General features: G+C 52.3%; 4 protein-coding genes. All 4 read left to right on the top strand.

The features are described from left to right. The first annotated feature begins 100 nt into the window (after positions 1–100). The 4 genes from ACX0G9_RS31480 to ACX0G9_RS31465 all read left to right on the top strand — a co-directional run bounded on the left by ACX0G9_RS31480 (position 101) and on the right by ACX0G9_RS31465 (position 5,771). On the top strand, positions 101–2,752 hold the full coding sequence (locus tag ACX0G9_RS31480) for a CHC2 zinc finger domain-containing protein (protein WP_459068971.1): 2,652 nt from the start codon (positions 101–103) through the stop codon (positions 2,750–2,752). A gap of 120 nt (positions 2,753–2,872) precedes the next feature. Next, a complete protein-coding gene (locus ACX0G9_RS31475; protein WP_459068970.1) occupies positions 2,873–3,775 on the top strand; it encodes a tyrosine-type recombinase/integrase in 903 nt (300 codons plus the stop codon). 7 nt (positions 3,776–3,782) lie between these two features. Beyond that, a complete protein-coding gene (locus tag ACX0G9_RS31470) occupies positions 3,783–4,649 on the top strand; it encodes a tyrosine-type recombinase/integrase (protein ID WP_459068969.1) in 867 nt (288 codons plus the stop codon). A gap of 930 nt (positions 4,650–5,579) precedes the next feature. Then, positions 5,580–5,771, top strand: a complete 192-nt coding sequence (locus tag ACX0G9_RS31465; protein ID WP_459068968.1) for a hypothetical protein — start codon at positions 5,580–5,582, stop codon at positions 5,769–5,771. The last annotated feature ends 161 nt before the right edge of the window (positions 5,772–5,932 follow it).

Raw genomic sequence — 5,932 nt, 5'->3', positions numbered from 1 at the left:
TATTTATGCTGTACAAACTATAAAAGTTTTGTCCGTTTAAAACCTATCTATTATTTTTGTCACCAATAGGTACTATAAAAATAATTGAAATATCTTTCCGATGGAGATAAAAGAGATTAAGGCGCTGCTATCCATTGAGACCGTTTTAGATCATTATGGTCTGCAACCAGACAAACACGACCGGCTACACTGCCCCTTCCACCCGGATAAAACGCCGAGCCTGCAAATCTTCCCACAAACGAGTACGTATTGCTGCTTTAGCAGCAACTGCACGGCCGGTACGGGTGATCAGATCCAATTTATCCAGTTGATGGAGAAATGCAGCAAGCATGAAGCGATTGTAAAAGCCGCCTCCCTGGTGGGTGGAAATAACCCGGCACCCATGCCAGCGATCCCTACCAAACTTTTTGTGGAAGCGGATCTGCTGGAAAAAGAGGCCCTGATGGGCAAGGTGTTTAGTTATTATAAAAAAGCCTTGCCGCTGACCCGCAAAGCGGTGGAGTACCTGCAGCACCGCTGTATCGACTACACGCGAGCGGAGATCGGCTACAACAGCGGTGGCTTGCATGGGGAAAGCAAGAACCATCACCTGGCGCGTAGCATGGAGAAATACGGCCTGCTGAAATCCTTGCCTGCCCGAGGGTATAGCGTATGGGCGCGGGACTGCGTACTGTTCCCGCTACGTAATAGCGAGCATAAAATCGTCAGCCTCTACGGTCGTAGTATTACGAACAACAGTGATCAGCGGCATTTTTATTTAAGCGGCAGGGAAGGGGTGTATCCGGGTTATCCGAAAGCGGCCACGATCCGGATTATCTTAACGGAGAGTATCCTGGACGCGGCAACGCTGCTGCAACAACCGCAGGTTACGATACACTATGAAATCCTGGCGTTGTATGGTACGAACGGGTTGACAGATGAACACCAACAAGCGATCTTGGCATTGAAACACCTGGAGGAAGTGATCTTTATGCTCAACGGAGACGCGGCCGGAGAAGCCGCTACAGCCAAACACTACCACACGTTACGGAGCCTCCTGCCGAAAGTAAAGATCACGTGCGTTCCTGTGCCGGACGGCGAAGATGTAAACAGTCTTTTGCAAACGCACGCCGATCCGAAGATCCTGGCCGATCTGATCGAGCAACGAATGGGTTTTTCTTTTTCAATGGAAAAAGAAAAGCCGGATCAACCTGAAATCCTTACTAAGCCTACGCCGCACCGGGCAGCGGGTAAACTCGTCACGACCAACCCGGAACTATTGAGCTACGACAGCGGCGAGCTGCTGATTACAGTGCTGGGCGGCATCAAGCTCACGGGCCTGGACCGGATGCGGGTCACGCTGAAAGTAGAGCACAAAGCAAAACCGTTGTTGCCGGTGCGTCATAACCTGGACTTGTACAATCAGCCGCACTCAGAACAGTTGGCGGGCAAGATCGCCGAGAGCTTCGAGATCAGTACGCAAGGGACCACGCAGACGCTGGCCGCGCTCGTGAGTGAACTGGAAACCTACCGGGCCAGCCGTATGGAATCTCTACAACCCAGAGCAGCAGAGAAGCCCACGCTTAGTCCGGCCCAGCGGCAGGCCGCTATTACTTACCTGAAGCAAGCCAATCTCCTGGAAAGGACGAATGAAGATATAGGCCGCTCCGGCATTGTGGGCGAAGAAACGAACCGGCTGATCGCCTACCTGGTCTACAGCAGCCGGAAACTGGCCGTACCCCTGCACCTGATGTTCCTGGGCAGTTCGGGCAGCGGGAAGACCTGGTTGCAGGAGAAAGTGAGCGAACTGATCCCGGCGGAGGATAAACTGGAAATCACGCAGATCACAGAGAACGCGTTTTATTATTTTAAGCAGGACGAACTAAAAAACAAGCTGCTGCTGATCGAGGACCTGGACGGAGCCGAATCGTCGATGTATCCTTTGCGGGAATTGCAAAGCAAACGCCGGATCAGTAAGACGGTTACCTTAAAGGATAGCAAGGGCAACCTGAAAACGATCACCCTCGTGGTAGAAGGCCCGGTGAGTGTCAGCGGTTGTACGACGCGCGAGAAGGTCTACGAAGACAATGCCAACCGTTGTCTACTGCTCTACATCGATACGGGTAAAGACCAGGACCGGCGGGTGATGGATTACCAGACCCGGCTTGCCGCGGGAGAAATCAATCGGGAAGCAGAACAGCATATCCGTCAGCAGTTCCAGCACCTGCAACGGGTACTGGCGCCGGTGCGCGTCCTGAATCCCTATGCCAACTACCTGAACCTGCCGGAGCAAGTGTTCAAGCCGCGCCGGACGATGACCCTGCTGCTGGCTTTTATTGAAACGATCACGTTCTATCATCAATACCAGCGGCCGGTTAAACGGGACGCTGAAGGTCATCCTTATGTGGAAACCACGGTCGAAGATATTGAAGCGGCGTTTAGTTTACTCAAAGAGGCGCTGTTCCACAAAAGCGATGAACTGAACCAGGCGACCCGTAATTTTTTAGAGCAGCTCAAAGGGATACTTACCGCTCAACAGCAGGAAAGCTTTACCACGAAGGCCATCCGGGTGAGCCTGCGCCTGGCACCCAGTACCTTAAAGCGTTACCTGGTGGAACTGCAACGCTATGGCTACATCAAGGTAAGCGGCGGCAACCGGTATACCAAGTATGAGTATGCGATTACCAATTATCAGGAATACGACCAGCTAAAATCGGCCATCGATCAGCATCTGCAAGAGATCCTGCACAGGATACGCTCCCGCCGGGGGTAGTCCGGTGGCTCACCAGTGGACCACGGACGGTAGTGGGCCAGTTATCTAAATAGCAATCAATATTTTACGGCCAGTGGCCCAGTGGACCACCGAAGGCTACTAGTAGTAAACTTCTTTACCATGGAGATGCTATATCCCCTGTCCAGCGATGAACACCGTTTAGTCCGGCAAGGCTTTGCAGAGTGGTTGGCAGTCCTGGGCTATGCGCCCAGCAGTGTCACCAGCTTGCCGCGTCACCTGGCTGAGTTCCTGCACTACCAGGAGGCGAATGGCAAATACAGCTTGCAACAGTTACAGGCCAGTGATGCTACGGCTTTTATGGAAACGCAACAAACCAGGACCGGCATACGGACGGGCCGGGGGTTTAGTGCGGGTCATCTCAATAAGTATATACAAGCCCTGCATCTGTTTAGCCGCTATAGTCGGCAGAGTGGAAAAACCGGCGTGGGTATTACGCTGGAACGATTACCGGCCGATAAAGAGAAACCCACCTGGTTAACCAAAGGAGAGATCCACCGGCTGTACAGCGTAACCCAGGATGATGTACTCGGCCTACGTGACCGGGCGATGTTATCGGTGTTTTATGGTTGCGGGCTCCGCCTCCAGGAAGGAGCCTTCCTTGAATGCAGCGACATCCTGCACGATCGGAAAATGGTGTACGTACGTCGGGCCAAGGGCTACCGGGAACGGTATGTTCCGGTAGCGGAGAAAAGCTACCAGGATATCCAGGTCTATATCGAGCAGGCCCGTCCGCAGTTGCTGCAAAAGCCTTGCGCCGCCCTGTTCATCGATGCGAACAAAGGCCAGCCGATCACCAAGCAAAGCCTGTATATCCGTATAAAAGCCCTGGTCAGCAAAGCGGCTATCCTAAAGCAAGTAGGCACCCATAGCCTTCGGCACAGCATCGCGACCCACCTGCTGCAAAGCGGCATGCCGCTGGAACGGATCCAGGAATTTTTAGGACATCGAGCGCTGGACAGCACCCAGCTCTACACCCACCTTATTAATGAACCCTCTAAATGACCAAGCGATGAACTTTGAACAGTATCTGCAGGACAAACGTTATAGTCGGGCCACGATCCATCGTTACCGGCTGTATGCGGAAGTGTTTACCGATTGGCTGGAACAAGAGCAACTGAACGGCCAGGAAGTGACCTACAATGACGTGATCGCTTTTATGCAACAGATGAAAGCGAGAGGGAAAAGTAACCGGAGCGTACATAATCAATTGAATGTCCTGCGGCATTATTTTAGGTACCTCATTATGGAAGGCCAGCGGCAAGATAACCCCGCTGCAGGGTTATATGTAAAGGGGCTTGTACGAAAGCTGCCCGGTAACCTGCTGGACAGGGAAGAGCTGGAAGCCCTCTATCAACAATACCAACTACAGTTGCGGGTAGACCGGGAAAAGAAGATCATGCTGGGACTGCTGATCTACCAAGGGTTGCGCACCGACGAGATCAGGCAGCTAGAGCCCGGCCATATCCATTTACGGGAAGGAAAGTTATTTATCAAAGGGGCACGGAAAAAGAATGAACGCTGGTTGCCGTTGCAAGCCCACCAGGTGTTGGAACTGCAACAGTACTTGCAGGCGAACCGGTTTAAAGAAGGGGTCTTTTTGGCCAGGCAGGTGCGGGTGGACATGAGCAAAATAAATATCAGCAACCAGGTGCGGCACATGACCGGGCAGTTGCAACAGCTCAATCCCAAAGTCATTAGCGCGGGTCAAATCCGCAACAGTGTGATCACCCACTGGCTGACCCTGTACAGCTTGCGGGAGGTACAGTACATGGCTGGTCACCGGTATGTAAGCAGTACGGAGCGTTACCAGGTATTGAACAAGGATGATCTGCAAAGCGAATTGCAAAAACATCATCCGATGGGAGGACAGGGGTAAATACTAATTTTTAAAGAAACAAACTGCGAACCGCTTGCAGTGAGATATATTTTTTTTTGATAACAACAAGTAGATAGGCCCCCAGAACCCATATGGCGTTGGCAAGAAGGTTAATGACGATATTTTTAATGGCTTCCATTGCTCAGATGAATATACGAATAATCAGATGATCCACCTCACCAAGCAGGGAGCTAGGTCTCTCTGCGTCCCGGTTCGGCAAGTGGAGCGCCAGGTAGCGGCTAGGCCTGGCTGGCGGTAGCCAGCCTACCTGTCACGCCTCTTGCTCACTCACCGGGCCTTGCGTTCGGGCAGCTCCCGTGTCTGCTTCGCATCCACCCGCTGCTAGCGTTTTGTCCGCCACCTGCCGGTGGCCGGCCCCTTGTGTGTTTTATTTGCCTCCGCTAAAGCTCCGGCAGAACGCTATGGTCGATCCGGCGGGTAGTGGCCCGGCGGCCTACGGCCTTCCTCCGTGCCACAGGGCCGACCACATGGCGGTGGTGGCGGGCGTTTGCTCCCGTCCAGTCGTTCCTCCTTCCCGGGCGCTGCACTGCCACGAATACAAAACCACTAACGAAAGAACAAGCGGCCGTCGGCGATCAGCGGTAGTATAAAACTAGGCCGCAGTACCGCCGTTGCCAACTCCGTCCGCCGGTATTAAAGCCCGGCAGCGCTACGGTCTTTTATACTCCCTAATGGGCTTTAATACCAGCAGCCGGAGTGTTGTGCCTACCGCTTACCAATAGTGCCTAAAAACGCCTATAAACACCTGTAGAGGACAACCTGAACCCATCGATACCTTTTACCTCCCTGATCGATATGCCCTCCTTTTTTCTTTTACCCGACCGTTCCGGGGTCTTTTACAATGAAAAAAGTAACCCCTCTTCCGGGGTGTGAGGGGATTACTTTTTTATTCATTTTAAAACACAAACCATGACAACGTACATCGTAAAAGAAGACAAAGCATTAAAGATCATCCAGGTGAGGCCAGAACTGGAAGCCGCCTTCCAGGCTCAGTATGCAGGAAAGATCCTGGTATCCGGTGCCAGCATCCAGGAAGTGCTGATCCAATGGGGACAGCTACCGGAATGGCCCAACACGGACGAAGAAGAGTCCTCCCATTAGGGGGGATTTTTTTCTTTCAATTGAATATCAATTGAAAAAATAAAATCCGCTATCTTGGCGGCTGGAAAGTTCTTTGAATATACAAATATCCGAACGCCCCAAAAAAGGAGGCTTCTATAAAAAGGGTATGGTAGTTACTATCCGTTTGGGTTGACCATGGC

The sequence above is a fragment of the Flavitalea flava genome, assembly GCF_054461575.1.
Note: the sequence above shows the minus strand (reverse complement) of the source record. Positions and strands in the feature narration are given on the sequence as shown.

Excerpts from the sequence above, each read along its gene's own strand:
- ACX0G9_RS31480 (WP_459068971.1), top strand. The coding sequence starts at position 101 with ATGGAGATAAAAGAGATTAAGGCGCTGCTATCCATTGAGACCGTTTTA.
- ACX0G9_RS31475 (WP_459068970.1), top strand. The coding sequence starts at position 2,873 with ATGGAGATGCTATATCCCCTGTCCAGCGATGAACACCGTTTAGTCCGG.
- ACX0G9_RS31470 (WP_459068969.1), top strand. The coding sequence starts at position 3,783 with ATGAACTTTGAACAGTATCTGCAGGACAAACGTTATAGTCGGGCCACG.
- ACX0G9_RS31465 (WP_459068968.1), top strand. The coding sequence starts at position 5,580 with ATGACAACGTACATCGTAAAAGAAGACAAAGCATTAAAGATCATCCAG.